The organism is Arthrobacter sp. NPDC057009 (assembly GCF_042673905.1).
GTDB lineage: Bacteria > Actinomycetota > Actinomycetes > Actinomycetales > Micrococcaceae > Arthrobacter.
In genome coordinates, this window is record NZ_JBHUSB010000004.1 from 107,374 (window position 1) to 131,262 (window position 23,889).

Sequence of the window (23,889 nt, forward strand, 5' to 3'; positions counted from 1 at the left end):
AGGAATCAACCCATGACCATGACAACCGAGCAGGCCGCCTGGTTTGCAGGGACGTTCGAGAAGCTCGTTGCGAATGTGGGCCAGGCAGTCCTGGGCAAGGCCCACGTCATCCGCTTGACCTTCACCGCGATGCTCGCCGAAGGCCACGTCCTCTTCGAAGATGCCCCGGGTACCGGCAAGACGTCGCTGGCCCGCGCCCTTGCGGCCACGGTCCAGGGGTCAAACAGCCGCATCCAGTTCACGCCGGACCTGCTGCCCTCCGACGTCACCGGCGTGACCATCTACGACCAGAAGACCCAGAAGTTCGAGTTCCACAAGGGGCCGATCTTCAGCAACATCGTGCTCGCCGATGAAATCAACCGGGCCTCGCCCAAGACGCAGTCGGCGCTGCTGGAGGTCATGGAGGAGTCCCGCGTCACCGTGGACGGCACCACCTATGAGGCCGGCCGTCCGTTCATGGTGATGGCCACGCAGAACCCGATCGAGCAGGCCGGCACCTACCGTTTGCCCGAGGCCCAGCTGGACCGCTTCCTGATCAAGACCTCCATCGGGTATCCGGACCACGCCTCCACCGTCCAGCTCCTGGGCGGCACCAACCTCAAGGACCGGTCCCGGGACCTGCACCCCGTCATCACCACGCAGGCTGTGGCGGACATGGCGGATCTGGCCGCCACCACGCACGTTGATACCGCCGTGCTGGAGTACATCTCCAGGCTCTGCGAGGAAACCCGCAACGCCCCGGAGACCCGCCTGGGTGTCTCCGTCCGCGGCGCCCTCGCAATGGTCCGGGCGGCCAAGGTGTGGGCCGCGAGCCAGGGCCGCAACTTCGTCCTGCCGGACGATATCAAGGACCTCGCCGGCGTCGTCTGGACCCACCGTTTCGTGATGGACCCCGAAGCCGAGTTCTCCGGTGCCACCGCCGAAGCCGTCCTGGGGCGAGTCCTGGCCGACGTCGCAGCGCCGCAGCAGCGCGCCGCCGTCTAAGGTGCGGCTGCCTAAAGTGCAGTGGTCCGGTCTCAGGGGGTCCGGAATGCGGCTGCCGAAGTTCCGGCCCCAGGAGCACTCATCCAGATTATGGTCCGATGCGGGCAGCACCGCGCGTCTCGCGCTGGGCCCCGCCTGGCGGGTGGCCGCCGGCCTGTGGGGCCGGCGCGTCCGGCCCGTCCTGTCCGTGGTCAGCGTCCTGGGTTGGTCCGTGCTGGCCGCCGCGGTCCTGCTGTTTGCGGCCGGGGATGCCTACGGCTGGCAGGAGGCCAAGGCGGCAGCCGTTGCGGCACTGGTGCTCTTCGTCATCGCCGTCGGCTTCATCCTGGGCCGCTCCTCCTATGGCGTGCTCCTCGACCTCGCCCGGACCAGGGTCGCGGTGGGCGACAGCGCCGTTGGAAGCATCGCCGTGTCCAACACGTCTGCCCGCCCGCTCCTGCCGGCTGACCTGGAACTGCCCGTCGGCTCTGCCACCGCCGTCTTCCACCTCCCGCGGATGAAACCGCAGCAGGTCCACGAAGACCTTTTCACCATCCCGACGGCGCGGCGTGCCGTCATCGTGGTGGGCCCGGTCCGTTCTGTCCGGGCCGATCCGCTGCACCTGCTCCGCCGGCAGGTGCTCTGGACGGAACCGGAGGACCTCTACGTGCACCCCCGCACGGTGGCGCTGGCCGGTTCCGCGGCCGGGTTCATCCGGGACCTGGAAGGCATGCCCACCACGGAGCTGTCCAGCGCCGACGTTTCCTTCCACGCCCTGCGCGACTACGTTCCGGGTGATGACCGGCGGCATATCCACTGGAAAACCACGGCCCGGACCAACAAGCTCATGGTCCGCCAGTTCGAGGAAACCCGCCGCGCCCACCTGGCCATTTCACTGTCCATCAACACGGACGAATACGCCTCGGAAGAGGAATTCGAACTGGCCATATCGGCAGCGGCGTCCATTGGCCGGCAGGCCATCCGTGAACAGCGCGAGCTGGATGTCCTGACCCAGGGCGGTCCGCTGCGCTGCGAGACCGGCCGCAACATGCTGGACGACATGACCCGGATCGTCGGCACTCCACTGCGGAAGACCGCCGTCGACCTCGCCCGCACGCTTGCCGACACGGTGCCCAATGCCTCGGTGGTCTTCTTCGTCGTGGGCAGCCAGGTGACGGCCACCCAGCTGCGCTCCGCTGCCGCCTCGGTGCCTCCGGGTGTGCGCAGCCTCGCAGTGCGGGCCGACCTTGGCGCTGCCCCGGCCCGCGCCAACATCGGTGACCTCACCGTGCTCACGGTCGGCGACCTCTCTGACCTTCCCTCCGTCCTGCGAAAGGCTGCAGCATGAGTGAGGCCACCGGTCTCCGCCCCCGTCGGCACGACCGTTCGGACAGCTCCCGCCGGCACAACGGTTCACAAAGCCCCCGCCGCCCGGTCCGCCCGGCCGCCGGGTCCGCCTTCGCCGACGGCCGGCCGCGGTGGCATTTTGTGCTCGACGCCGGTGCCCTCACCATTCTGCTCGGGCTTGGTGTCCTCGGGTTCAGCCTCAGCTTCGGCGGCGACCCCTACTACCTGATTGCCGGGTTTGGCGGCATTGTCCTGGGGCTGGCCGTCGCTGCGCTCAACGCCCACTTCCGGCTGGGGCTGCTGATCACCACGGCACTGGCCTTCGGCAGCTATCTCGTGCTGGGAACAGCCCTGGCCGTCCCCGGCGCCGCGATCGCAGGGTTCATTCCCAGCCTGGAATCGCTGCGCACGCTGCTGCTCGGCGTCGTCTTTGCCTGGAAGGACATGCTCACCGTCGGGGTGCCCGTGGGCACCGCAGGCGGCGTGCTGATCGTTCCCTTCCTGAGCGCCCTGATCACCGCCGCTGCCGCGGGCGCCCTGACCTGGCGCATCCGCAGCCCGTACTGGCCGCTGCTGCCGGTCCTGGTGCTGTTCGTCACCGGGATCGCGTTCAGCACCAACGCCGGATTCCTGACCGTGGAAAGGGGCATTGCCCTGACGGTGGTCGGCATCGCCTGGGCCACCTTTCGGCGGGACGCGCTGCGCCGGCGCGACACCCACAAGGTTTCGGTGAACCGTCCCCAGCACGACGCCGGCACGGCGGCGAAGGCGCGCACGCGCCGCCTGGCGGCCGGCGCCGCCGTCCTGGCCGCAACGGTGGGAATCACCGCGGCGGTATCGCCGCTGATCGCCGCCGGTGACGAGCGGCGCGTCCTCCGCAACGTCGTCGTACCGCCCTTTGATCCGAAGGCGTACGTCACGCCGCTGGCGAGCTTCCGCAACTTCGTCAAGGACAAGAAGGACGACACGCTGTTCACCGTCAAGGGGCTGCCCAAGGACGCACGGGTCCGGCTCGGGGCGCTCGACTCCTTCAACGGCACCAACTACACGATGGACCCGAACGGCTCGGGCAGCTTCAGCAAGGTGGGGGACGCGAAGTCGATCAACACACTCGCCGACTCCACGGACCCGGTCCCGACGAACGACTACAGCCTGGACATCACCATCGATGACTACCAGGGCTACTTCGTTCCGGGCGGACGGAAGACCACCGGGCTCAGCTTTGCCCCGGACTCGTCCGGCGCAGCCTCGGGGCTGTACTTCAACTCCGGCACAGACACCGCGGTGACCACCCAGGGCCTGTCCAGGGGTGACTCCTACACCGTCCAGATCTCGGACCCGGTGAAGCTGGAGCACGGGCAGCTCACGCAATACGACTTCGCCAAGGTCAGCCTGCCTGACGTCACCGACGTGCCGCCGGTGGTGGGCGCCCAGGCCAATGACCTGGCCGCGGACGCCCCGACCGCGGTGGACCGGGTCCGGCAGATCGAGGCCCACTTCCAGAAGAAGGGCGCCTTCAGCAACGGGCTCATTGCGGACGGGCAGCTTCCCAGCGTCTCCGGGCACGGTGCGGCGCGCATCCGCGACCTGCTGACCGCCAAGCAGATGCTCGGCGACGATGAGCAGTACGCCGTCGCGATGTCCCTGATGCTGCGGCACCTGGGCATTCCCTCACGCGTGGTCATGGGGTTCTACCCTGACCCGAAGAGCCCGGAGAACGGCGCCGGCGACATCAAGATAACCGGCAAGGATGTCCACGCCTGGGTGGAGGTGGCCTTTGACCGCGTGGGCTGGGTGGCCTTCGACCCCACACCGCCCAAGGACAACATCCCCATTCCGCCCGACCCGGAAAACAAGTCCAAGCCCAAGCCCCAGGTCCTGCAGCCGCCGCCACCGCCGCAGGAACCCGCCGACCTGCCGCCGGACTCCTCTCCGGACGCCCTCGACGCCGACGAGAAGAAGACCAACCCGTGGCTGTTCTGGGGTCCCATCCTCACCGCCATCGGCATCGCCCTGATCCCCGTGGGCATTCTGGCCCTGCCGCTGCTGCTGATCGCACTGCTCAAGTTGCGGCGCCGGAAGGCCCGCTTCACCGGCGGCGATCCTGTCCAGCGCGTCGGCGGCGGCTGGAGCGAGGTCCTTAGCCTGGCCACAGACATGGGCGCCCCGGTGGACAGCCGCGCAACCAGGCGGGAGACGGCGGCAGTGGTGGCCGAGGCGTTCCCTGCCGCCGGCGCCACCACAACCCTGCTGGCGCACCGCGCCGACGCCTCCATCTTCGGCGCGGGCCAGCCGAGCGAGGATGAGGTGCGGGAGTACTGGGACGTGGTGGACGGCTCGCTGAAGGAGATGACAGGAACGCTCGGTTTCTGGCGGCGCCAGCAGGCGCGGTTCTCACCCCGGTCGCTGCTGGCTGAGGCCCGGGCCGCCCTGGCTGCACGGGGGTTCCGGCGGTGAGCGGCTCGCCAGTGCCTGGGACGGGACCGGGAGCTTTACCCGGAGCTGCCCCCGCGGGACCTGCCTCCGAGCGATCGGCTTCCGACCGAAGCGTGCCGTGCCTGCGCTGCGGCCAGCCGGTCCGGGCCGGAGCAAGCTTTTGCGGTGCATGCGGAACACCGCTGCCCAACCGCGGATCTGTGCCCCAGCGGGCCGCCACCTTGGACCGGGGCGGGAGGCAAGCCGCTCCGTTTCCCGGTAGCATCCCGGTAGGGCCGGGGGAAGGATCAGACATGTCAGGCACGCTTTCGCTGGTTCCGGCTTCCCCGGGCAAGCGTCTCGGCGCTGCCGTCCTCGATTGGCTGGCGCCGGTGGCCATCCTGACGGTCCTGCTGTCCATCGGGTTCGCCGGCATCACCAGCACGCGGAGCGCCGGGCTGATCATTTACGACACAAGCCTGCTGGCGCTGCTGGGAGGCATCGGAGCCGGACTGACCCTGGTGTACGTGCTCACCGTGGCCGGCGTCGAGGGCCGTTCCGGCAACACCATCGGCAACCAGCTCATGGGCATCCGCAGCGCCGACAGGGACGGTTACGCGCCGGGCCTCGGTGCCGTGTTCCTGCGCGGCATCGTCACGGGAGCCGGCATTCTGCTGGCCGTCCTCGCCTCAGTAGTGGTAGTCGTCTTCAAATGGTTCGACGCCGCGCTGCTGGTCCTGGGACCGCTGCTGCTCCTTGGAACGGCGTGGGCCGTCGCCGTTGTGGCGTCCAGCGCCTGGGACCGGAACGGAAAGCTCCGTGGGTGGCATGACCGCGCGGCAGGAACGCTCGTCTTCGATGTGGTGCATGGCCGCAATCCCGTTTCCACCGGCGGCATCGAAGGTCCCTACAGTTTCGCGCCCATGGACCTGCCCCCGGTGCAGCAGGTGGCGTCGCCGGTTGCTTCCCGGAACCCAGTTGCTTCCCGGAACCCGGTTGCTGCCCCGCCCGCCGTCGCGCCGGGCCAGCCGGCAGCCGCGGACGGCACTGTCATCCCGGCCGACGGTGTCATCCCGGTCGACGGTGTCATCCCGGTCGGCGGTGTTCAGCAGGTCAACCGTCTTCAGCAGATTAACGGTGTCCACCCCGACGACGCCATGGACCGCACCCAGGTGCGTGGCGGGGCCCGCCAGGACGTCCCCCAGGCCGTGCTGCGCATAACGCTCGACGACGGCCGCGACTTCCGCCTGGAACGGAACGTCCTGATCGGCCGCAACCCTGCCCCCGCCGCCGGGGAATCGCAGGCCCAGCTGTTGCCCGTACCGGACCCGGGCAGGACCATCTCCAAGACCCACCTCCACCTGCTCACCGACGGTGCCGGTGTATGGGTCACGGACCGCCACTCGACCAACGGCAGCGCCGTCACCACACCCGACGGCATGCGCACGGCGCTGCAGCCGGGTGTGCCCGCATTTGTCAGCCCCGGAACCACAGTTCATTTCGGGGACCGCACCTTCAACGTAGGACACGCATGAATTCACAGCAGGTGGCCGGAACCCCGGGGACCGGCAACGAGCCCGGCCTGAGGCTGAGCTTTGGCTACGGAACGGACCGTGGCCTTCGCCGCGAACTCAATGAGGACTCCTACATCGCTTCGGATCCCGTGTTCGCCGTCGCGGACGGCATGGGCGGCCACGAAGCCGGCGAGGTGGCCAGCGGCATGTGCGTGCGGGCGCTGGCACAGCTGCCGCAGCTGGCGACGGGGGAGCGGACGGCCACCGCGGGAGTGGTGCAGCAGTACCTGGCCAGCGCGGACGAATCCATCCGCGCAGCCACCGGTTCCCGGGCCGGAACCACACTCAGCGGCGTGGTGGTGGTGGAGCAGATGGGCGTTCCCTACTGGCTGGTCATGAACATCGGGGATTCCCGGACCTATCGCCTGAGCCAGGGCCGGCTTTCGCAGGTCAGTGTGGATCACTCCGAGGTCCAGGAGCTTGTGGAGAGCGGCGAGATCACGGCCGAGGAGGCCGCGGTGCACCCCCGCCGGCACGTCGTGACGCGTGCGCTGGGCGCGGGTGAGGAGACCGAAGCCGATTACTGGCTGCTGCCCATCGAAGAAGGCGACCGGGTGATGGTCTGCTCGGACGGCCTCAACGGGGAACTGACGGATAGCGAGATGCACGAAATCCTCAGCACCGTTGAGAACCCGCAGGAAGCAGTGGACACCCTGATCCAGGCGGCACTGCGGCGCGGCGGCCGGGACAACATCACGGTCATCGTGATCGACGCCAGGAACGTCCTCAACGATGCCGGCATGGCGACGACGGCGCCCCGGAGCGCCGCGGACGCGGAAGAGCAGGATACGCTGCCGCGTGCCGGAAGCGAGGACGCTGCCAATGGCCGCAGCTAGCTATGTCCCCGGCGGATGGCTGGGCCTGGTCAGGTCGGGAACTGCGGTGATCCTGGACCCTGCCACTCCGGCCCCGCTGGTCAGCAGCGTGTGGGACTTGCTCGCGGGCGCCCCGGATCCAGCCGACGTGCTGCACGCCGTGACGGGCGGGTTCGGTGCACCGCTGTCAGCCACCCCGTGTTTCGGCATCATCGGATACAGCGACTCGCTGCGGGTCTTCCTGCGCGGCGACATTGACCTGACGGTCCAGCTTCCGTCGGGTCCTGTGACACTCGACGGCCGGAACGTCACCACCTGGGCCGAGCGGTGGCTGGAGGCGCCCGAATGGTTCAGCGTGGCCGTTCCCGGCGCCGCCGCGGTGCACCAGGGTGTGCCTGAACTGCTCCGTGTACCTGAACTGCCGGTGGTTGAAGGGGCCGTGCTCCTGCAGTCGCTGCGCGTCAGCGTCACCCAACCCGGCGCCGCCCTGCAGAAAGTGCCGGAGACGGCTGTGCCGCCGCTGGAGGCGTCGGCCGAGACCCTGGTTGTACCTGGGGAGGAAACCGTGACGGGATTTACTGGGACCGGTGCTGCCACTGCCGGGACGTGGTTGGAGGAAACCCCGCCCGAGGAAGCACTGCCGCCGGAAGCACCGGCACCGGAAGTCCTGCCGCCGGAAGCACCCGTGCAGCAGGACCGGGAGCAGGACGAAGGCCCGGCCACCGAGTTCACCAGCTCCTACGACCACCTGTGGGACAAGACGGTGGTCCGCAGCATCGAGGACGCAGCTATCCGGACCGGGGACGACGACGGTGCTGCCGCAGCCGCCGAGGCACCAGCCCCGGAGGTCCCGGGCCAGGAAACTGAAGGCCGGGAACCTGAAGGCCAGGAATCCCCTGGCCAGGAATCTGCGGCCGAACGGGCAGCTGCGCCGCAACCGCCGGTGCCGGCCCAGACGGGACTGATCGAGTCAGTGCCGTGGGCCACCGGGGGAGACGGCGCCCCGGAACCCCGGATTCCGGCGTCGGTCCCCGGGCTCCAGGTCCCGGCGTCGGTCCCGGGACCCCAGATACCGCCCTCCTTCCCGGCCCCCGGCGGTCCGCCGTCGTTCACCGGACTGCAGGTCCCGCCGTCGTTCATCCCCGCAGCCGGGCCGGGCGCGCCGGCGGAAGGGGACCACGACGGGCAGACCATCTTCAGGAGCGACCTCCCCACCAGCGGAGCGCAGGCGGGGCAGGGGCACGAACCCGGCCAGGGTGCTGGAACACCCGGCGGGGAAAATGTGCCCGGCAACGGCCCTTTGGTCCTGGCCCGGGTATGCCCCGGCGGCCACGCCAACCCACCCACCAGTAGCCAGTGCTTCACCTGCGGGGCTCAGCTGCCTGACGTCGCCGTCCAGGTGCCGCGCCCCCGGCTTGGCCGGCTGCGGCTGTCCACCGGGGAGCTGATCGACCTCGACGACTCGCTGGTGATCGGGCGGCAGCCGTCCGTGTCCCGGGTCCAGGGCGGCACCATGCCGCGGCTGGTCCAGGTGCCGAGCCCCGGCGGCGACATTTCGAGGTCGCACATCGAGGTCCGGCTGGAAGGCTGGCACGTGATGCTGTGCGACCTGAAGGCCACCAACGGCACCGTGCTGGTCCGCGAGGGCCAACCGCCGCGGCGCCTTGCCCAGAATGAAATGGCCATTGTCCTGGACGGCGACATTGCAGAACTCGGCGATGACGTATCCCTGCGCTTTGAGGAGATCCTGTGAGTTCCAAGCGGCCGGCGGCGCCACCGCCCCGCATTCCCGGTTTCAGCTACGTCAGCCTGCTCGGATCGGGCGGCTTCTCCGACGTCTACCTCTACGAGCAGGACCGGCCGCGCCGCAAGGTCGCCGTCAAGGTGCTGCTGTCCGGCCTCAAGACGGAGGGCGCGCGGCGCCGCTTCGAGTCCGAGGCCAACCTCATGGCCCAGCTGTCGTCGCACCCCTTCATCGTCACCATCTTTGAAGCCGAGGTGACCGAGGACGGGCATTCCTACCTGGCCATGGAGTACTGCTCGCGGCCGAGCCTCGATGTCCGGTACCGCCGGCAGCGCTTCAGCGTGGACGAGGTCCTGGCGATCGGCATCCAGGTGACTTCCGCCGTCGAAACGGCGCACCGGGCGGGCATCGCCCATAGGGACATCAAGCCTGCCAACATCCTGGTCACCGACTACAACCGTCCCGCCCTCACCGACTTCGGCATCTCCGGCACCCTGGCCGGCGATGCGGACGAGGACGCCGGGATGTCCATCCCCTGGTCCCCGCCGGAACAGTTCCGCGACGGCAATGTCGACGGCGTGCTGGTGGATGTGTGGGCGCTGGGCGCCACCCTGTACACGCTGCTCGCCGGACGCTCACCCTTCGTCCTGCCGGGTGCCGACAACTCCCAGCGCGAGCTCATCTCACGCATCACCAGCATGCCCGTCCCGCGGCTGGGACGCGCCGACGTGCCGGAATCCCTCGAGCTGGCGCTGGCCACCGCGATGGCCAAGCAACCCGCCTCCCGCTATTCCTCGGCCCACGCCTTCGCCCTGGCACTGCAGCGGATCCAGGCCGAGCTCAACCTGTCCGTCACGCCGTTCGAGGTGCTGGAGGAGCGCCAGGAGGACGTGCACCTGGACGACGGCGTGGAGGAGACGCGCGTCCGCAACGTCGCGTCCATTGATCCGGACCGGACCGGAAGCGCCCCCACCTTCCCGGCGCGGACCAAGCCGCTGCCCCCTGCCGCCGCTGACGTGCCACCTGCGCCCGCCTTCCACGCGGCCGACACCGGCTACACCGCTGCCGCCGACACGACGGTCCACCGCGCGGCGCAGCCGCCGCAGGAAGGGGCCGAGCCCGCGGGTGGCCACGCGCAGGACCGCTCCAAGCGAAACCTGTGGCTCGCCATCTCCGGAGCCACCGTGCTGGCCCTCGCCGCCGCCGTGGGCCTGGTGGTGGCCAACGCCGCCCCCCAGACGCCGAGCGCGCCCGAAACCGCGGAGGTGAAGAAGCCGCCGGCGGACGCCCTGGACAACGGGACGGTGCCGGACGTGGAAGGCCTCGCTGCCGCACCAAAGGCAGAGGACCCAAACATCATTGTCTTCTCCTGGACGAATCCGCAGCCCAAAGAGGGTGACACGTTCAAGTACCGGGCCAAGTCCGTAAAGGAGGACGGCCCCTTTGAAACCACAACGACCAACCAGGCCTTCATTTCCGGTTTTATTGACCCGCCCATATGCCTCCAGGTGATCCTTGTCAGGGCGGACGGCAGCGCCTCGCCGGGCGGCCCGGATTCCATCGCATGCCTGCAGGAGTAGCCGGCCCATGACAACAAGGACACTACCCATCGAGGAGGCACGGAATATGGGAGACCTGGCCATAGATTTCTGCGGCGAGTGGTACGAGCCCAACGATGAGGACATCTTCAGCATCGGCCGCGAGGGCGACCTCGAAGTGGACGACAACCCCTACCTGCACCGGCGCTTCCTGCAGATTGCCAGGTACGACGGGATCTGGTGGCTCAGCAACGTGGGCAGCCGGCTCTCCGCCACGGTGGCCGACGGATCCGGCGGCATGCAGGCGTGGCTGTCGCCCGGCGCCCGGCTGCCGCTCGTCTTCAGCCACACCAGCGTCATCTTCACCGCCGGACCCACCACCTACGAGTTCGCGGTCCACGTGAAGACGCCCTCGTTCCGGCAGGAGACCAGCAGCCACACCAGCGGCGGCGACACCACCATCGGCCCCGTGGTCTTCACGGACTCCCAGAAGGCCCTCATCGTGGCGCTCGCCGAGCCGATGCTGCGGCGTGAGGGCACCGGATTCAGCGCCATTCCCTCCTCTGCGGAGGCGGCCCGGACCCTGGGCTGGGCGCTTACCCGGTTCAACCGGAAGCTGGACAACGTCTGCGACAAGCTGGACCGTGCCGGAGTGGCCGGCCTCAGGGGAGGCGGCGGCAAACTGGCCACCAACCGCCGGGCACGCCTCGTGGAGCACGCTGTCACCTCGCACCTGGTCACCGCCGGCGACCTCCACCTGCTGGAAAAGATGCGCGGGGAGGTCGAAGCATGAGGATCCGACTCACCCTGCGCCGCGACCCCGCCGAAGCCAAGGACCTGGCCGTCACCGTGGACGGCCGCGCCACGGTCGCGGACATCGCCACCGAACTGTGGACCGCCGACCCCGTCCGGCGGCACGAACCCGCTCCGGCCAATCTCTCACTCCGGATTGACGAGGCCTTCGTCGCGGGCGGCATGCGCGGCATCGTCCTCGACCGGGCGGACAACCTGCTGGAGTCCGGGCTGCGGCCCGGCTCGGTCGTGTCGCTGACCCAGGTGAGCGACACGTTCGGCGACCCGAACGGCGCCGGCCCTGCCGCGGACCGCGGCCCGGCTGCGGCCACGCTGCGCATCGTTTCCGGCCCCGACGTCGGACGGGAGTTCTCACTGCCCTCCGGCACCAGCTACATCGGGCGCGGCCGGGACGTCGATGTCCGGCTCACCGACCCCCTGACATCCAAGCGGCACGCCCGCATCACCGTGGGGGAGAGCATCGAGATCGTCGATACGAACTCCGCCAACGGCCTGCAGATGGACGGACTCCCGGTCACCCGGGCCACGCTGAATTCCTCCGACACCGTCACGCTGGGCGACACCGTGCTGACAGTTGTGCCGCTGGCGCGCAGCGGTGCGGCAGTTCCGACGTCGCCCCTTGTGGACTTCAACCGGTCCCCGCGGGTGGTGCCGCGGTTTGCGCCCGGGAAGAGGGTGCCCCCGGCTGGACCGCGGCGGCAGGACCACCACCCATTCCCCTTCATCATGCTGATCGCCCCGCTGATGATGGGCGCGGTGCTGTTCTCGGTGACCCAAAACCTAATGTCCATGGTGTTCATGCTGATGATGCCGCTGTTCATTGTTGGCCATTACGTGGACCAGAAATTCCAGAGCCGGCGTGAGCGCAAGGAGCAGCTGAAGCAGTTCCGGGCGGCCATGGCGGCTTTCCGGCAGGACGCCACCGAGCTGCAGCGCGTGGAGCGGGCCGTCCGGCTCCAGGAAGCGCCGTCGGTCAGCGACACCGTCGACTCCATCTACAAGCTTGGCCCGCTGCTGTGGACGCACCGGCCGGAGCACTCCGGGTTCCTGGCGCTCCGGTTCGGGCTCGGCACCGTGCCCTCGCGGATCCCCTTCGAGGAGCCGAACACCTCCGAAACGGAGACGGAATACCGGCGCGAGATCGAGGACTGCCTGGACCAGTTCCGGCAGATCGAGGGGGTGCCGGTGGTCTCCCAGCTGCGGTCCGCCGGCTCCTTCGGCCTGGCCGGGCCGCGCGGACTCGTCGATGACGTGGCCAGGGGAGTGGTGCTGCAGCTCGTGGGCCTGCACTCCCCGGCGGAGGTGGCCGTGGCCGCCATCACCTCGGCCCGGTCCCGGGAACGGTGGAACTGGCTGCAGTGGCTGCCTCACGTCGGCTCGAGCCACAGCCCGCTCAGCGGCGACCACCTGGCGGCCGGTTCGGCAGGCGGCACCAGCCTGCTGGCCCGGATCGAGGACCTCGTGGAACTCCGCGAGGCCGCCATGCGCCTGCAGGGACCCGTGCAGCGGCCCGGCATCGTCGAGGAAACAGCTGACGTCCCGCCGCCGGTGCTGCCCTCGGTGCTGGTGATCGTCGAGGATGACGCGCCGGTGGACCGCGGACGGCTGACCCGGCTTGTGGAACGCGGCCCGGACGCAGGCGTCCACGTCCTGTGGGTCGCGGCCGGCGTCGAATCCCTTCCGGCCGCCTGCCGTGACTTCATGGCCGTGGACGGCGAACACGGCACCACCACCGGCCAGGTCCGGCTGGGCCGCCACACCTACCCCGTGAGCTGCGAAAGCCTCGACGCCGAACTGGCCGGCCAGCTGGCGCGCATGCTCTCGCCCGTGGTCGACGCCGGCAAACCGCTGGAGGACGACTCCAACCTGCCCCGGGCCGTGTCCTATGCGGCGCTGGTGGGCAAGGACTTCCTGGACAACCCCCAGGCCGTGGCAGAGCGCTGGCAGGAGAACAACTCCGTTGGCTCCACCGCTGTGGCCAACCGCAAGGACAACGGCTCGCTCCGTGCCCTGGTGGGCTCCAAGGGCGTGGAGCCCCTCTACCTGGACCTGAAGAACGAAGGCCCGCACGCGCTCGTGGGCGGAACCACCGGTGCCGGCAAGTCCGAGTTCCTGCAGTCGTGGGTCATGGGCATGGCCACTGCCTACAGCCCGGACCGTGTCAGCTTCCTGTTCGTGGACTACAAGGGCGGCGCCGCGTTTGCCGACTGCGTGAAGCTGCCGCACACCGTAGGCCTGGTCACCGACCTCTCGCCGCACCTGGTGCGGCGCGCCCTCACCTCGCTCCGGGCTGAACTCCACTACCGGGAGCACCTGCTCAACAGGAAAAAGGCCAAGGACCTGCTCGCGCTCCAGCGCGAGGCGGATCCCGAGGCCCCGCCCTACCTGGTGATCGTGGTGGACGAGTTTGCTGCCCTGGCCACCGAAGTGCCCGAGTTCGTGGACGGCGTGGTTGACGTGGCCGCCCGCGGCCGGTCCCTTGGCCTGCACCTGATCCTCGCCACGCAGCGCCCGGCCGGTGTGATCAAGGAAAGCCTGCGCGCCAACACGAACCTGCGGGTGGCGCTGCGGATGGCCGACGAGGATGACGCCACCGACATCCTCGGTGTGCCGGACGCCGCATACTTCGACCCCTCCATCCCGGGCCGCGGTGCTGCCAAGACCGGTCCCGGCCGGATCCAGGGTTTCCAGACGGGCTACGCCGGCGGCTGGACCACCGAACGGCCGCAGCGCCCGCAGGTCGACATCGTGGAGATGGCCTTCGGGTCCGGTCCCGCCTGGGAAGCGCCGGCCCCCGACACCGCCGTGCAGGAAGAACCGGCCGGCCCCAACGACATCGCCAGGATGACCGCCAACGTCATCGACGCCGCTGACCTGCTGGCCATAGAACCGCCGCGGAAGCCGTGGCTGAACGAACTGGCCACCACCTACGACTTCTCGCTGCTGCCCAACCCGCGCACCGACGAACGGCTCCTGCTGGGCGTGGCGGACGACCCCGCCCGCCAGGACCAGCCCACCGTCTTCTACGAACCGGACAACGACGGCAACATGGCCATCTACGGCACCGGTGGCTCAGGCAAGTCCGCGGCCCTGCGCGGCATCGCGATCGCCGCCGCCGTCACGCCCCGCGGCGGGCCGGTCCACGTCTATGGGATTGACTGCGGCTCTGCGGGACTCAGGATGCTCGAAGAGCTCCCGCACGTGGGTGGGATCATCGACGGCGACGACGTGGAGCGCGTGGGCAGGCTCCTGCGCTGGCTCAGCGATCTCGCCGAGGACCGGGCCAAACGCTTCGCCGAGGTCCGTGCCGCCACCGTCGGGGAGTACCGCAGGCTCGCCGGCATGCCGGATGAAAAGCGCATCTTCGTGCTGGTGGATGGCATGTCGGCCTTCCGCGAGGCCTACGAGTACAGCAAGCTCTCCGGCCTGTGGGACCTTTTCCTGCAGCTTGCCACCGACGGCCGTCCCCTGGGCATCCACCTCGTCGTCAGCGCTGACCGGCCCAACTCCGTCCCGGCGTCGTTGCTTGCCTCCATCCAGCGGCGGCTGGTGCTACGGCTGTCCGCCGAGGACGACTACCTGACCATGGACGTGCCCAGGGACGTCCTGGGCAAGGGGTCGCCTCCCGGGCGCGGGCTGCTGGGCGGCCTCGAGGTGCAGCTCTCCGTCCTGGGCGGCAACTCCAACCTCGCCCTGCAGGCGCGCGAGGTGCACAAACTCAGCGAGGCCATGCTGCGCCAGGGCGTGGAGCGGGCTCCGCGGATCGAGCGGCTGCCCGAGCAGATCGACCTGGACATCCTGCCTGCCGGCCTGCCGGACCTGCCCGTGATCGGCGTGGACGACGAGACGCTGCAGCCGGCGACGCTGATGGCGAAGGGCCCGCTGCTGCTCGCGGGCCCGCCAGGCGCCGGACGGACAGTTGCCCTCGTGACCATGGCCTACGCGCTGCGCCGGTCCAATCCGGACACTGAACTGGTTTACCTCGGTGCCCGCAAGTCCGCCGTGGCGTCGCTGCCGGTCTGGGACCGCTCGCTGGTTGGGGCCGACGACGTCGACGAGGCTGTGGAAGCGCTGACGGACCATGCCTCGGCCAATCCCGGCAAAGTGGCCATCTTCATCGAGGGGCTCACGGAGTTCACCAACACCCTGGCCGAATCCGGGATCGAACGGCTCGTCGCCGCGTCCATCAAGGCTGACCAGTGGGTGGTGGGCGAATCTGAAACGTCCACCTGGTCTTCGGCATGGTCTCTGGCGCAGCCGTTCAAGTCGGGCAGGAGGGGACTGCTGATCAATCCGGGCGATATCGACGGCGACAGCCTCCTCAGCACGTCACTCGGACGGGTCGGCACGGACTTCATTCCGGGCCGTGGCTACCTTGTGGGCAGGGGCAAGGTGCGCAAGCTCCAGATAGCGCTACCTCCTGAAAGCCGGAAGTAGCCAACCGGCAGCAGCCAGCCGGCGGCAGCCAATTTGGTGCCCCGCGCGGAACTGTAGGAAAATACCCGGGATAAAACTTGGTGCGGGCGCGTGTCCTGCGTGGATGCAAAGGTACTTCATGATAGGAATCACCCGTCTGCGGGGCGCGCTGCTGCCCGGAATCGCCGCCGCCATGCTGGCTTTCACGGCAGTGTCCGGCGCCGCCGGAGCGGCCCAGGCCGCCTGCCTGCCGGAGCAACAGTGCTCTGAGTCGCCTGTGCCCATCGCCCCGCCGTCGTCCGTTTCCCCTGCCCCGACGACGGCGGCCCCCGCGCCGACTTCCTCCGCCCCGGCGCCGGCGCCGGCGCCGAAGGCTCCGGCGCCTGCCCCCGCTCCTGTGCAGTCCGTGGCGCCGGCTGCTCCGCGCGTTGCGCCGGTACCGGCGCGGCCCGCCCCCACCCGCACACCCTTGGTGGCCCCGACATTCGAAGGCGCCGTCGCGGCCGAAGCGGTCCAGGTGGCAACACCCCCTGCCGTCCCGGCAGCCTCTGCCTCCTCCAGCCCCGGTCCGTCGTCGTCCACGACCATGGCCGAGTCCAGTTGGACCAAACCGATCGCCACAGCGGCGGCCAGCCGGGCCGCCGTCGTATCCGTGGAAAAGACCTCCGGCATCGGAATCTTTGGGCTGTTCGCCATCATGGGGGTTGTCCTCCTGGTGGGTCTGGGCGGCCTGGCCTTCGCGCTGTGGAGCCGGAACCGCCTGTCCGGTCACTGGTAGGAGCCTGCCTCCCGGAAAAATGTCGGGGCTGTAAGGCAAGATAGGTCTGTGAGCACACCATCAGGCCCCACAGACAACGCAGCCACGGGAACCGGCGCAGCCACAGACGAGCTTGAGCCGGAAGCCGTTCCCTCTGAGTCCGTACGGGATGAGTACGAGAACCTGGCGGACCTTGTCCGGAAGTACCGGTTCGCGTACTACCAGGAGGACGAGCCCCTCGTCTCCGACGCCGAGTTCGACGCCCTCTTTCGCCGGCTGGAGGAACTCGAGGCGCTGCATCCGGAGCTCGTGTCCAACGATTCGCCCACCCAGGAGGTTGGCGGGGAAGTGTCCGCGGCGTTTGCCGCCGTCGAACACCTCCAGCGGATGTACAGCCTGGAGGACGTCTTCTCCATCGAGGAACTGCAGGCCTGGATCGCTAAGGCGGAGGCCGGGGTTGCCAAGTCCGGAAATCCGCAGGCTGCCTGGCTAACCGAGCTGAAAATTGACGGCCTCGCCGTGAACCTGCTGTACCGGGACGGAAAGCTGGTCCGGGCCGCCACGCGCGGTGACGGCACCACCGGCGAGGACATCACACACAATGTGCTCACCATCAAGGAGATCCCGCAGCAGCTCAGCGGCAGCGGCTTCCCCGCTGAGATGGAAATCCGCGGCGAGGTGTTTATCCCGTCCAAGGCATTCGCCGAATTCAACGAGGCGTTGATTGAGGCAGGCAAGGCGCCGCTGGCCAACCCCCGGAACGCCGCCGCCGGCTCGATCCGCCAGAAGGACCCGGCCGAAACCGCCAAGCGCCCGCTGCAGATGTTCGTTCACGGCATCGGCGCCCGCGAAGGCCTGCAGGCCGCCAGCCAGTCCGAGACCTACCGGCTCCTGGCCGAGTGGGGGCTGCCCGTCAGCCCCTACTTCGAAGTGCTCGGCAGCCCGGCCGAGGTGCTGAAATTCATCGAAAAGTACGGGGACAAGCGGCACAGCCTGCTCCACGAGATCGACGGCATCGTGGTGAAGATCGACGACTTCGCCACCCAGCGTGCCCTGGGCTACACCACGCGTGTGCCGCGCTGGGCCGTCGCCTACAAGTACCCGCCCGAGGAAGTGCACACCAAGCTCCTGGACATCGCCGTGAACGTCGGGCGCACCGGCAGGGTCACGCCGTTCGGGATCATGGAGCCCGTCAAGGTCGCGGGCTCCACCGTGGGAATGGCCACTCTGCACAACCAGGACGTGGTCAAGGCCAAGGGCGTCAAGATCGGCGACATCGTGGTGCTGCGCAAGGCCGGGGACGTCATCCCCGAGATCGTTGGCCCGGTGCTGGCGCTCCGGGACCAGCAGGACCCGCCCGTGCGGGATTTCGTGATGCCCACGGAATGCCCGTCCTGCGGAACTCCGCTTGCTCCCGGGAAGGAAGGGGACGTGGACATCCGCTGTCCCAACGCCAAGTCCTGCCCGTCGCAGCTGCGTGAGCGGGTGTTCCACGTTGCCAGCCGCGGAGCGTTCGACATTGAGGCCCTCGGCTGGGAGGCCGCGATCGCGCTGACCCAGCCGACGGAACCCGAGGTCCCGCCTCTGGTCAGTGAGGCGGCCCTGTTCGACCTGACGCCGGAGGACCTTGAACCGGTGAAGATCCGGCGCGAGAAGCGGTCCAAGGGTGTGCCCACCGGCGAGTTCGAGCTGGTGCCCTACTTCTACAGCAAGGGCACGGCCAAGACGCCGTCCAAGCCGACGGCCACCACCGGGAAGCTGTTCAACGAGCTCGAAAAAGCCAAAACGCAGCCGCTGTGGCGCGTGCTGGTGGCGCTGTCCATCCGGCACGTCGGCCCCCGCGCATCACGCGCCCTGGCCAACCACTTCGGCAGCATGGACGCCATCCGGCAGGCGTCCGAGGAGGAACTGGCGGGCGTGGACGGGGTGGGCCCCACCATCGCCGCGGCGCTCAAGGAGTGGTTCGCCGAAGACTGGCACGTGGAGATCATCGACCGCTGGGCCGCCGCGGGGGTCCGGATGAAGGATGAACGGGACGAGTCCACGCCGCGCACCCTGGAAGGGCTGACCGTGGTGGTCACGGGAACCCTGGAGGGCTTCAGCCGGGACGAGGCCAAGGAAGCGATCCTGGTCCGGGGCGGCAAGGCAGCAGGCTCAGTGTCAAAGAAAACCGACTACCTCGTGGCCGGCGACAACGCCGGCACCAAGCTGGACAAAGCCGAGCAGCTCGGTGTTCCTGTCCTGGACGAGGACGGATTCCGCGAGCTGCTGGCCAACGGGCCGGCACCCGCCGCTGAAGATGAACCTGACGATCCCGAGGCAACCCCCACTCCGCAAGACCAGGAGGACTCCGAATGACGCAAGCAGTAACCGACGCCGTGGACCTCAACCAGCTTCTCGATGTGGCCAAGGCCGCGGCGGCAGCCGGTGCCAATGTTCTCGCCGAACGCAGCCACGGTGCCCTGGACACCGGGACGGTCACCAACAAGGGCGAAGCCGGCGACTGGGTCACCGCCTTCGACGTGGCCGCAGAGGAAGCCGTGCGCACGGCCATCCACAGCGCACGCCCTGGCGACGCGATCACAGGCGAGGAACACGGAACCACCCGTCCGGAAAAGCCCACCGGGCTGCGCTGGTCCATTGACCCGCTCGACGGCACCACCAACTTCATCCGCAACATCGTCTACTACGCCACCTCGGTGGCTGTTGCCGATTCCGACGGCGTCTGGCTGGCCGGCGTCGTGCACGCCCCCGCGCTGGGCCGCGTGTACTACGCCTCAAGGGGCCAGGGCGCCTGGCTGGAACAGGACGGAAAGCGGGTCCGGCTCAACGGTCCGGTTCCCGGCCGCACCGGACAGATCCTCTCCACCGGATTCAGCTACGACCCCGGGGTGCGCGCGGAGCAGTTCGCGGCGCTAGGCAGTTTTGTGGACGGCTTCGCCGATGTGCGGCGGCTCGGCTCGGCCGCCCTGGATCTCTGCATGGTCGCCGACGGAACAGTCGATGCCTTCGGCGAGCGGGGCCTGAACGAGCACGACTTCGCCGCAGGTGCCCTGGTGGCCGAGGAAGCCGGATGCTGGGTCCGCCGTCCGCGGCTCACCAGCCCGCTCGACGGCGGTCCCTCCGCCGAGGAACGGCTGTCCGCCTGGACCTGCGCGGGTGCGCTGGAGATGTCCGGCAAGTTCCCGCTTTAGGCTCTTGCTCCGCCAGGGGCTCTTGCTCTGCCGGCGTTCCCGGGCCAGCCCACGCAGGGCCCGGCCCGGCGGGGCGTTACATCCGCGGGGGCGTCAGGTTGTAGCGCGCAATGATGTCCGGCAGCCAGGGCGCCTCAGCAAAGCGCAGGCCGAAGTGCGCCGCGAGTTTCTGGACCGTCTCGGGGTCCGGGAGCCCGGCCTCGAGCTGGTTGGCCATGCCCCAGAAGAAGTGTTCAAAGCCCGCCGGGCTGATCACCTCGATCATGCGGGCCGGCACCTTGCCCGCGTTCCACATGGTGTGGAGTTCGTTCCGCGGCTTGGTGATGTATCCGCCTGCACCAAGACCGCCTCCCGGTCACCGGACCGGAACCCTATTTCGCCTTCGAGGACGATCGAGTACTCGTCTTCACGGGTGTGGATGTGCGGAGGCACCAGCGCGCCGACGGGGAACGGGTGCTCCACGATGGAAAGCTGCTGGTGGGTGTCCTCGCCGAAAAGCTTGAACACCACGCCGATGCCGCCAAGTGATGCCTCCCTGCCCTGTCCGGGCTGCACGACCGTTAGCCGCGGAGCCCCTTCCTCATTCATGGCCCTCTCCTTCATTCCGATGTGCACCGCATTTCCTTACGACTGGCGCAGGAAATGCGGTGCAGGAATTATCGTCCCGGCAGCCGGGCGCGTCCACAACCAAAACACAGGAAGGGCAACCCACGGACCGTGATAGATCAGTCACGGAAACAGCTGTTGCGCGCAGCGCACCCGAGCGCCGGCACTACCATTGACAGGTGCAGCCGCAGATCACCGTCCGTCCCGCCGTTCCCGCCGACTATCCGGCCATTGCCCGCATTACCCGGGACGCCTATCTGGCGGCCGGCTACTTCGATGACGCTGAGCATCCGTACATGCGGCAGATCCAGGACGTGGCCACCCGCGCGGACCGGGCCACCATCTGGGTCGCGGAGCGCGCGGGCAGGATCATCGGCTCGGTGACCCTGGCGCTCGCGGGTGAGCCGTATGCCGATATCGCCCTGCAGGACGAACTCGAGTTCCGCATGCTCGTGGTGGATCCGGCGGTGCAGCGCAGCGGCGCCGGCAAAGCGATGGTGGAGGCGATCATTGCCCATGCCAGGTCACTGGACGGCATCCGTGCGGTGGCGCTCACCACAGGCGGGGACTGGGAGAGTGCCCACGGGCTGTACCGGAAGACGGGGTTCCGCCGGGTTCCCGAGCGCGACTGGTACGTGCCCGGCACCGACATAAAGCTGCTGGTTTTCAGGCTGGACGTCCGCCCCGCCTAGAGTGGAGCCGACTTAAATCCCTTTAGCGAAAGGCGCAGCATGCGCAAGACATTCGGCACCGGCTCGGTCTGGGAACAGAAGCTCGGCTACTCCCGAGCGGTCCAGGTGGACAACACGCTCTACATTTCCGCCACCTCCGCCAGCGGCGAGAACGGCATCGTCGGCAGCGACTTCTACGAGCAGACCCGGTTCATCCTGCAGAAGCTGGAGACCGTCCTGGCCGACGCAGGATTCGCACTGGCGGACGTCGTGCAGTCGAAGCTGTACCTGACGGACATCAGCAAGTGGGAGGACGCCGGCCGTGCGCACGGCGAGGTCTTCGGCGAGATCCGCCCGACGCTGTCGCTGGTTCACGTGCTGCCGTTCCTCGACCCGGAAATGCTGGTAGAGATCGAGCTCGTCGCCCAAAAGAGCGCCAGCTAGCACCTCCCGAAACTACACAGCGCGAACGTACAGTTGTGGCCCCAGAACCCGCCGGTTTTGGGGCCACAACTGTACGTTCGCGCGTGGCGGTGGGGCCACAACTGTACGTTCGCGCTTGTCCTGGGGCTATTGTGCCGGGAGGCCGTAGCGGTGTTCGGGGCGGCCGGTGGTGCCGTAGCGGAGCTGGATCTCGACGGCGCCGTCGTCCGCGAGCGAGGACAGGTACCGCTGGGCCGTGGCCCGGGATACGCCCACCCGCCCGGCGACGTCGGCCGCCGAGTACTGCTCGCCGGGAACCAGCGACTCGAGCACCGCAGCCTCCGTCGCAGACCTGGGCTTGGCCGACGTCGAGACGTCACCGGGAATGAGTGCCCGCTTCGCCCGCTCCACCGTTTCCTGGTCCAGGGCACCGGGCTGGCCGAGGATCCGCCGGTACCGGGCATAGGAGCGCAGCTGCTGCGACAATGACTCGGCCGTGAACGGCTTGAGCAGGTACCCGAGCGCGCCGCGCCGGAAGGCCGTCCGCAGCGATGCCGCATCCGACGCCGCACTGAGAATCATGGTGTCCACGTCCAGCTGGTGCAGCAGGTCCAGGCCCGAGGCGTCGGGCAGGTACACATCCAGCAGCACCAGGTCCGGGCGCAGGCTGTGGATGGACTGCAGCGCCAGCGACGCCGACCCTGCCGGCGGCAGCGCCAGGAACCCCGCCACCGAATCCACGTACGTCGCGTGGAGCTTGGCGACGTGGAAGTCGTCATCCACGATCAGCACCCTGAAATCCTCAGACATCCTCGTCCTTCCGTCCGGTCTTCATCAGCTTTCCGCGATTCATCAGTGTTTGCAGGCCATCAGTCTTTGCGCGCCGTGGTGGTCCCCGGCAGGGTGGCCATGAATACGGCGCCGGGGCCACCGCTGTTCCCCGGTTCCAGGACCGTGACGTCGCCGCCGCGCCGCCGTGCCAGCTGCCGGGCCAGGGCGAGGCCCAGGCCCTGGCCGCCTCCGGCCCGCACCTGCCCGCGGACACCGTTGCCGTTCGCCGTCGTAAATCCCTCGGCGAACACAGCCTCCGGATCGGCGCCGGCCGGCAGGCCATCGCCGGAATCTGCGACGACGACGTGCAGGGTGCCGCCGCCGTGGCCCTCCTCATCGAGCAGTTCGAGCTCCACCCAGCGCTCGGCGGCCGTGCCGGCCACTGCCGCGTTCACGGCGTTGTCGATGAGGTTGCCGAGTACCGTGGTGACGTCTTGCGGCTCCGTCACCTGGCCGCGCACCAGTGTTTCCGGCCCGATCCGCAACGATACCCCGCGTTCGTCGGCTTCCACGCCCTTCGCCCCGATGAATGCCTGCAGGTACGGGTCCTGGAGCAGTTCCGCCTGGTCCACGGGGAACTTCAGCGGACCTGTGGCGGCAAGCCGCTCAAGGTAATCCCGTGCCTGCTGGTGCTGTCCGATGCTCATGAAGCCGGCGATCGTGTGCAGCTGGTTGGCGAACTCGTGCCGCTGCGCGCGCAGTGCGGTGGACATGGTTCCGACGGCGTCCAGCTGCCGGGTCAGGTGCTGGAGTTCGGTGCGGTCGCGGAGCATGACCACCCAGCCGAGGTCTTCGCGGCGGTGCAGCGCCTTCCGGGCACTCGCCACGAGGACCTGCTCCCCGGCGACCAGTTCCACGGCCTCGCCTTCCCGGGCATCGGGCAGGGTGAGGGCCTTGAGCCGGGCGGGTACGGGAGCGTCCTGCCAGAGCCGCCCGGACAGGTCGGGCTGGCCGAGGAGACGCTGGGCGGCGGCGTTGAACACGCTGATGCGGCCGTCGGCGGAGATGCCCACGACCCCCTCGTCCACGCCTTCCAGCACCGCCACCTGGTCGTGCACCAGCGCGCCGATTTCCTCCGGTTCAAGACCGAGCGTGAGGCGCTGCAGCCGCCGCCGGAGCAGGAAGGAGGCCAGGGCGCCGGCGGCCAGGGAGCCGGCAGCGGTCAGCACGATCGGCACGATGTCCCGGGCCAGGCTCTGCCCAATGGATTCGGTGGAATAGCCGACGCTCACCTCGCCCACCACCGTCCGCTCCCCGGAGCCCGCACCGGCGCCGCCCGTTCCTGAAGCCGTGTCGGGTGCGAACACGGGAACCTTGGCCCCGGCGGACGGCCCCAGCGTGCCGGTGTTGCGGGTGGTCACCTCGCGGCCCGCCAGTGCCTCGGACGGATCGGTGCTGACCCGCTCGCCCAGCCGGTCGGCGTCGGGATGGGCCAGGCGAAGGCCTGTTTCGTCCGTGATCACAACGAACAGGGCGCCGGTGCGGGCACGGGCGCCCTCGGCCGCCGCCATGAGCGGGCCGTCCTTCAGCACCGCGGGCGGGGGAGTGCCGGTCCGCCGGCTGATCGCCTGCACATTGGCCCGGACCGAAGGGTCCGAAGCCACCGTGCGGGCCAGTGTGAGTGCCTGGTTTTCCGCCTCGCGGCCCAGCCGCTCGAAGGTCAGCCACGCGTGCACCGCGCCGCTGAGCAGCACCACGAGGAGCACCACGCCCAGTTGCAGCAGCAGCGTCTGGGTGGAGAACCTGAGCGGAAGCCTGCCGGCGGGGCTCATCATGGCACTC

General features: G+C 69.0%; 18 protein-coding genes. 14 read left to right on the top strand and 4 right to left on the bottom strand.

Annotated elements, in window-relative coordinates; all coding sequences use genetic code 11:
• Window positions 1-12 precede the first annotated feature (12 nt).
• The 12 genes from ACFTR6_RS06125 (at window position 13) to ACFTR6_RS06180 (ending at window position 19,576) form a co-directional block, all read left to right on the top strand.
• Window positions 13-984, top strand: coding sequence for a MoxR family ATPase (locus tag ACFTR6_RS06125; RefSeq protein WP_076798304.1), 972 nt, complete (start codon window positions 13-15; stop codon window positions 982-984).
• Between the two features lie 46 nt (window positions 985-1,030).
• Window positions 1,031-2,311, top strand: a complete 1,281-nt coding sequence (locus ACFTR6_RS06130; RefSeq protein ID WP_377957253.1) for a DUF58 domain-containing protein — start codon at window positions 1,031-1,033, stop codon at window positions 2,309-2,311.
• Complete coding sequence (locus tag ACFTR6_RS06135; protein ID WP_377957254.1) at window positions 2,308-4,767, top strand: transglutaminase family protein; 2,460 nt, start codon at window positions 2,308-2,310, stop codon at window positions 4,765-4,767. The genes ACFTR6_RS06130 and ACFTR6_RS06135 overlap by 4 nt, the downstream gene beginning before the upstream one ends.
• A 92-nt stretch (window positions 4,768-4,859) precedes the next feature.
• Window positions 4,860-6,260, top strand: a complete 1,401-nt coding sequence (locus ACFTR6_RS06140; RefSeq protein WP_377957255.1) for an RDD family protein — start codon at window positions 4,860-4,862, stop codon at window positions 6,258-6,260.
• Window positions 6,257-7,135, top strand: coding sequence for a PP2C family protein-serine/threonine phosphatase (locus ACFTR6_RS06145; protein WP_377957256.1), 879 nt, complete (start codon window positions 6,257-6,259; stop codon window positions 7,133-7,135). Before ACFTR6_RS06140 ends, ACFTR6_RS06145 begins: the two co-directional genes overlap by 4 nt.
• The gene (locus ACFTR6_RS06150; protein WP_377957257.1) at window positions 7,122-8,867 is read left to right on the top strand and encodes a hypothetical protein; all 1,746 of its coding nucleotides are present in this window, start codon (window positions 7,122-7,124) and stop codon (window positions 8,865-8,867) included. Before ACFTR6_RS06145 ends, ACFTR6_RS06150 begins: the two co-directional genes overlap by 14 nt.
• The gene (locus tag ACFTR6_RS06155; RefSeq protein WP_377957258.1) at window positions 8,864-10,438 is read left to right on the top strand and encodes a serine/threonine-protein kinase; all 1,575 of its coding nucleotides are present in this window, start codon (window positions 8,864-8,866) and stop codon (window positions 10,436-10,438) included. The genes ACFTR6_RS06150 and ACFTR6_RS06155 overlap by 4 nt, the downstream gene beginning before the upstream one ends.
• 46 nt (window positions 10,439-10,484) lie before the next feature.
• Window positions 10,485-11,189, top strand: coding sequence for a hypothetical protein (locus ACFTR6_RS06160; protein ID WP_377957331.1), 705 nt, complete (start codon window positions 10,485-10,487; stop codon window positions 11,187-11,189).
• A complete protein-coding gene (locus ACFTR6_RS06165; protein ID WP_377957259.1) occupies window positions 11,186-15,646 on the top strand; it encodes an FtsK/SpoIIIE domain-containing protein in 4,461 nt (1,486 codons plus the stop codon). Before ACFTR6_RS06160 ends, ACFTR6_RS06165 begins: the two co-directional genes overlap by 4 nt.
• Before the next feature lie 118 nt (window positions 15,647-15,764).
• Window positions 15,765-16,403, top strand: coding sequence for a hypothetical protein (locus ACFTR6_RS06170; protein WP_377957260.1), 639 nt, complete (start codon window positions 15,765-15,767; stop codon window positions 16,401-16,403).
• Between the two features lie 48 nt (window positions 16,404-16,451).
• Window positions 16,452-18,740, top strand: a complete 2,289-nt coding sequence (gene ligA / locus ACFTR6_RS06175; RefSeq protein ID WP_377957261.1) for an NAD-dependent DNA ligase LigA — start codon at window positions 16,452-16,454, stop codon at window positions 18,738-18,740.
• Window positions 18,737-19,576, top strand: a complete 840-nt coding sequence (locus ACFTR6_RS06180) for an inositol monophosphatase family protein (RefSeq protein ID WP_377957262.1) — start codon at window positions 18,737-18,739, stop codon at window positions 19,574-19,576. Before ligA ends, ACFTR6_RS06180 begins: the two co-directional genes overlap by 4 nt.
• Window positions 19,577-19,652: 76 nt before the next feature.
• On the opposite strand, the gene ACFTR6_RS06185 is transcribed toward ACFTR6_RS06180, so the two are convergent.
• Window positions 19,653-19,841, bottom strand: a complete 189-nt coding sequence (locus tag ACFTR6_RS06185) for a hypothetical protein (RefSeq protein WP_377957263.1) — start codon at window positions 19,839-19,841, stop codon at window positions 19,653-19,655.
• Window positions 19,838-20,164, bottom strand: a complete 327-nt coding sequence (locus ACFTR6_RS06190; RefSeq protein WP_377957264.1) for a hypothetical protein — start codon at window positions 20,162-20,164, stop codon at window positions 19,838-19,840. The genes ACFTR6_RS06185 and ACFTR6_RS06190 overlap by 4 nt, the downstream gene beginning before the upstream one ends.
• 197 nt (window positions 20,165-20,361) lie before the next feature.
• Here ACFTR6_RS06190 and ACFTR6_RS06195 point away from each other — a divergent pair, with 197 nt between their 5' ends.
• Complete coding sequence (locus tag ACFTR6_RS06195; RefSeq protein ID WP_076798287.1) at window positions 20,362-20,874, top strand: GNAT family N-acetyltransferase; 513 nt, start codon at window positions 20,362-20,364, stop codon at window positions 20,872-20,874.
• Between the two features lie 39 nt (window positions 20,875-20,913).
• A complete protein-coding gene (locus ACFTR6_RS06200; protein WP_003802026.1) occupies window positions 20,914-21,297 on the top strand; it encodes a RidA family protein in 384 nt (127 codons plus the stop codon).
• 126 nt (window positions 21,298-21,423) lie between these two features.
• Here ACFTR6_RS06200 and ACFTR6_RS06205 read toward each other — a convergent pair whose 3' ends face one another.
• Window positions 21,424-22,086: a response regulator gene (locus ACFTR6_RS06205; RefSeq protein WP_076798283.1), complete on the bottom strand. Its 663-nt coding sequence runs from the start codon at window positions 22,084-22,086 to the stop codon at window positions 21,424-21,426.
• Window positions 22,087-22,145: 59 nt separating this feature from the next.
• On the bottom strand, window positions 22,146-23,882 hold the full coding sequence (locus ACFTR6_RS06210) for an ATP-binding protein (protein WP_377957265.1): 1,737 nt from the start codon (window positions 23,880-23,882) through the stop codon (window positions 22,146-22,148).
• Window positions 23,883-23,889: the final 7 nt, after the last annotated feature.